The 5,007-nt window shown below is 59.2% G+C and carries 3 protein-coding genes; 1 reads left to right on the top strand and 2 read right to left on the bottom strand.

What is annotated here, in order from left to right:
* Positions 1-573: 573 nt before the first annotated feature.
* Positions 574-2,400, bottom strand: a complete 1,827-nt coding sequence (oadA, locus tag ABYM29_RS14750) for a sodium-extruding oxaloacetate decarboxylase subunit alpha (RefSeq protein WP_372865551.1) — start codon at positions 2,398-2,400, stop codon at positions 574-576.
* A gap of 57 nt (positions 2,401-2,457) precedes the next feature.
* The gene (locus tag ABYM29_RS14745; protein WP_372865550.1) at positions 2,458-3,873 is read right to left on the bottom strand and encodes an acetyl-CoA carboxylase biotin carboxylase subunit; all 1,416 of its coding nucleotides are present in this window, start codon (positions 3,871-3,873) and stop codon (positions 2,458-2,460) included.
* Between the two features lie 133 nt (positions 3,874-4,006).
* Between ABYM29_RS14745 and ABYM29_RS14740 the strand changes: the two genes are divergently transcribed.
* Positions 4,007-4,927, top strand: coding sequence for a LysR family transcriptional regulator (locus ABYM29_RS14740; RefSeq protein WP_372865549.1), 921 nt, complete (start codon positions 4,007-4,009; stop codon positions 4,925-4,927).
* Positions 4,928-5,007: the final 80 nt, after the last annotated feature.

Below are 5,007 nucleotides of genomic sequence, written 5' to 3'. Positions count from 1 at the left end.
GCGCAGCGAGCCCGAAGGGGACAGAAACCCACCAAGGGTTTCTGTCGTCCATCCTCTCCGCCATTCCCCGCCCCCTGCATTAGCCATCACCCAGCCAGCGGCTGGGTGTTTTGGTATTGGGGGCTTCGCAGGGGTGAAGAAGCTCTGCAGCTTCGATAAATCGCATCGCGATTTAGACCGAACGCAGCGAGCCCGAAGGGGGCAGAAACCCAGCCAGGGTTTCTGTCGCCCATCCTCCCCGCCACTCTCCGCCAGCCCCCGGCCATACTTCAGTCATCGGCAAATGGCACCGTCCTGCGCCTGGGCATTGAGCCTCACGGACATGTAACGACCCATGCAGCCAACCCACCGGAGATTAGAGGCACTCGATCAGGCCTCGGCCACAGCAGCGCAAAGCGCGGCAGCAAACACAAAAAAACCCCGGTTGCAGCTAAGCACCGGGGCCAATACGGAGAGACGTCGCCGCGGGACAGAGACGTCAGAGAGAGGGGGGAGACATCTGCCCCGCCGCGACAAAACAAACAATAATCATTCTCATTATTATTTGCAAGCACTTTCTCTCGCGCGAAATCATCAAGCCTCGATTTCGATTAACACCTCGCCCGGCGTGACCCGGTCACCCTTGCTGACATGGATATCGGTCACAGTACCGGCAATGGGTGCCTGCACCTCAGCCTCCATTTTCATCGCCTCCGTTACCAGCACCGCCTGTCCCGCTTTCACCACGTCACCCTGGGCGACCAACACCTCGACAATATTGCCCGGCATATTGGTCGTCACATGGCCCGGCTTGCTGGCCTGCTGACGACCACTCACGCCCTCGGCCTGGTACTCATTCAGCGCCTCGAACACCACCTCCTCGGGCATGCCATCCAGGGTCATATACAAATGGCGCTTGCCCTTACCCTTGATCCCCACCCCGGTAATGGCCACCTGATAACGCTCGCCGTGTACATCAATCACAAACTCCGTCGCGACCCCGCCCTCACTGACCGGGCGGCCACTCGGCGCCGGCGCTTCCAGCACCTCCGGCTGCAAGCTGCCATCGCGGCGCTGCTGTAAATAGCTGCGGCCTAAATCGGGGAACATGGCATAAGTCAGCACATCTTCCTCGCACTCCGCCAAATCGCCAATCTCACCGCGCAGCTTGGCCATTTCCGCGGGCAGCAAATCCGCCGGGCGCACATCAATCACGTCTTCACTGCCAATCGCCTTGGCGCGCAACTCCGCGTTGATCTCACCCAGCGCCGCGCCGTAGTGCCCCTGCAGGTAGCGCTTCACCTCATTGGTGATTGTTGTATAAGGCTGCTCGGCCAGGATATTCATCACTGCCTGGGTGCCGACGATTTGCGAGGTCGGGGTGACCAGCGGCGGATAGCCCAGGTCCTTACGCACTCGCGGGATCTCGGCAAACACCTCATCTATGCGATTTAAGGCGCCCTGCTCTTTGAGCTGATTGGCGAGGTTCGACATCATCCCGCCCGGCACCTGGTTGATCTGCACGCCGACATCCTCGCGGGTAAACTCACTCTCGAACTGGTGGTATTTTTTACGCACCGTCCAAAGCTGTTTGGCAATGCCCTGCAAGGCGACCAAGTCCAAGCCCGTGTCGTAAGGCGTGTCTTTTAAGCCCGCCACCATGGTTTCCGTTGCCGGGTGGCTGGTGCCATTGGCAAAGGCAGAAATTGCAGTGTCGATAATATCCACTCCCGCCTCTACCGCCTTTAGCTGACACAGTCCCGCCAGCCCCGAGGTCATATGGGAGTGCAAGGCCAAAGGCAGCTCAAACTCGGCTTTCAAGGCGCTCACCAATTCTTCGGTGGCCGCAGGGGTCAACAAGCCCGCCATATCTTTAATGGCCAGTGAATCGACCCCCATATTGACCATATCCCGAGCCTGCTGCACAAAGGTGTCGATATTGTGCACCGGGCTGGTGGTATAGCAGATGGTGCCCTGCGCGTGCTTACCGGATTTTTTAACGGCGGCAATGGCGGTCTGTAGGTTGCGCACATCGTTCATGGCATCAAAGATACGGAAGATATCCATGCCATTGTCGGCGGCTTTTTGCACAAAGGCCTCCACCACGTCGTCGGCATAGTGGCGATAGCCCAGCAGGTTCTGACCGCGCAGCAACATTTGCAGCTGGCTATTGGGCAAGGCCTCGCGCAGCTGGCGCAGTCGCAGCCAGGGGTCTTCCTTTAAAAACCGCACGCAGGCGTCGAAGGTGGCCCCGCCCCACACCTCCAGCGACCAGTAGTCCAGTGCATCCAACTCGGCGCAAACCGGCAGCATATCTTCGGTGCGCAAGCGCGTAGCAATCAGCGACTGATGGCCATCGCGCAGCGCCACGTCGGTAATTTTCACCGGCTTTGCGGCAGGCCGTGTAGGTGATGATTTCATAGTGCCTTCCTTTGATCGTTGCACAGCGGGTTCGCCCCAGCGGTCATCGTTATAAGCTTAGAGCCCGGCGTGGGCAGCAATCGCCGCCGCCACCGCCAGCGCCAATTCCTCGGGCCGGCTCTTGTCTGAGTAGTTGGTTAATTCCGGGTGACTCTCGACAAAACTGGTATCGAAATTCCCCGCGCGAAAATCCGGGTGTTTGAGGATCTGCTGATAATAGGGCGCGGTGGTGCGCACCCCCTGCACCCGCATATCATTGAGCGCCCGGGCGCCGCGATTGAGCGTCTCCTCCCAGGTCAGCCCCCACACCACTAACTTCAGACACATCGAATCGAAGTACGGCGGAATGCTGTAACCGGTGTAAATCGCCGTATCGGTCCGCACCCCCGGCCCGCCGGGCGCGTAGTAGCGACTAATCTTGCCGAAGCTCGGCAAAAAATCGTTTTTCGGGTCCTCGGCATTCACGCGGAACTGCAGGGCATAGCCGCGGTAACTGATATCCTCCTGGCGATACCCCAGCGGCAAACCCGAGGCAATGCGAATCTGCTCGCGCACGATATCGACTCCGGTAATCTGCTCGGTAATGGTGTGTTCCACCTGCACCCGGGTGTTCATTTCCATAAAGTAAATCTGATTATCAGCCAGCAGAAACTCCACCGTGCCGGCATTTTCATAACCGACCGCAGTGGCTGCGCGCACCGCCAAGTCGCCGATGTAGCTGCGCTGCTCCGGGGTGAGCTGGGGCGACGGGGCAATCTCTATCAACTTTTGATTGCGTCGCTGAATAGAGCAATCGCGCTCGAATAAATGAATTACATTGCCGTGGCTGTCAGCCAGGATCTGCGCCTCGATATGACGCGGCTTGACGATACACTTCTCCAGAAACACGTCTGCGCGGCCAAAGGCCTTGGTCGCCTCTGACACTACACGATCATATTGGCGGCGCAGCTCATCTTCACTGTCGCAGCGGCGAATACCGCGCCCGCCGCCCCCCGAGGTCGCCTTGAGCATCACCGGATAACCAATGTCGGCCGCCACCGCCACCGCCTCGTCGACGTTCGCGAGATTGTCCTCAGTGCCCGGCGTCACCGGCACCCCGGCCGCCACCATCGCCCGGCGCGCCTCGGTTTTATCGCCCATGCGGCGAATCACCTCGGCACTGGGGCCAATAAAAGTCACCCCGCGCTCGGCGCAGATCTCGGCCAATTCGGCATTTTCCGACAAAAAGCCGTAACCGGGGTGCAGACCGTCGCAGCCGGTTTCCACCGCTAGCGCCACCAGCTTGCGGGGATTGAGATAACCCTCCAGCGGATCGCTGCCAACGTTGTAGGCCTCATCGGCGCGCTTTACATGCAGGGAGAAGCGGTCGGGCTCGGTATAAATCGCCGCCGAGCGAATGCCCATTTCGGCGCAGGCGCGCACAATGCGCACCGCTATTTCTCCCCGGTTGGCGATTAGAATTTTTTTCAGCATGGCACTGGCTTCCTGACAGAGCGGCTTCAGATCAGGCAACGTTAGCGGAATTGTTCTACTATAAAAAATTAATATTTATCTCTGCATGTATAAGCAATATCTTATACATCTACTTCACAATTGGGAGTTGGTCGTGCAAACGAGTTACCTACAGCGCATGACTCTGCGCCAAATCGATGTGTTTCTGGCGGTCTGCCAACAGCTGAGCTACTCCCGCGCCGCCGAGCAACTGGCCTTAACTCAACCGGCCGTCAGCGCCCAAATTCGCAGCCTCGAGGGGCTGATCAAGCAGCCGCTGTTCGACTATGTCGGCCGCCAACTCTACCTCACTCCCGCCGGCGAGCTATTGCAGCGCGCCGCCCGCGACCTTCAGCAGCGACTGGTCAACCTGGAAATCGAGCTCACCGAATTGCACGGCAAACTACAAGGGAAGCTGAGCATAGTCGCTGAGTCCAGCGCCGACACCCTGATACCGGCCTACATCAACCAGTTCTGCCAGCAGCATCCCGATGCGGAAATCAGCCTACAGGTGGAAAACCACCAAAACCTAATCAAGCGCCTGCAGGACAATCTCCACGACCTGGCCATATTGACCATGGTGCCCAGTGACCAAGGCCTGCACTACACCCCCTTTGCCGAGCATCAATTGCTGGCCGTGGCCGCCAGCGATCACCCCCTCGCTCAGCGTGACCGCGTGACACTGCCAGAACTACTTGCGCAGCGCCTGCTGCTGCGCGAAGCAGGTTCCGGCAGCCGCAAGGTACTGGAGGAGCACTGTCTGCAACAGAGCTGTGTGATTCGCCATGCCAGGCAACTGGGCAGCAATCAGGCGATACGCCACAGCCTGCCCGGCAGCCGCGACTGCGCGGTACTGCCCCGCAGCATTGCTCAACAGGGCATTGCCGATGGCACACTGCGCGAACTGGCTGTGGAAAACTTTCCCATCCGCCGCTCCTGGTGTAGCGCCTACCAACGTGGCAAGCACCTGAGCCCGCTGGCCACCGCCTTTTTGCACTTCCTGCATCAGGCGCGCAACGATCACGCTACTGACTAGCGCGCCCCAAGTAGAGATTCACCCTGGAGAATTCCTCAGACTCCGCCAGGTCGGGGATGGTGGTCGCGCGCTGAAATTGC

Source organism: Spongiibacter sp. (assembly GCF_041602295.1).
Classification (GTDB): Bacteria; Pseudomonadota; Gammaproteobacteria; order Pseudomonadales; family Spongiibacteraceae; genus Spongiibacter.
Note: the sequence above shows the minus strand (reverse complement) of the source record. Positions and strands in the feature narration are given on the sequence as shown.

Coding starts and splice junctions, on each gene's coding strand:
- oadA (WP_372865551.1), bottom strand. CDS start 2,400: ATGAAATCATCACCTACACGGCCTGCCGCAAAGCCGGTGAAAATTACC.
- ABYM29_RS14745 (WP_372865550.1), bottom strand. CDS start 3,873: ATGCTGAAAAAAATTCTAATCGCCAACCGGGGAGAAATAGCGGTGCGC.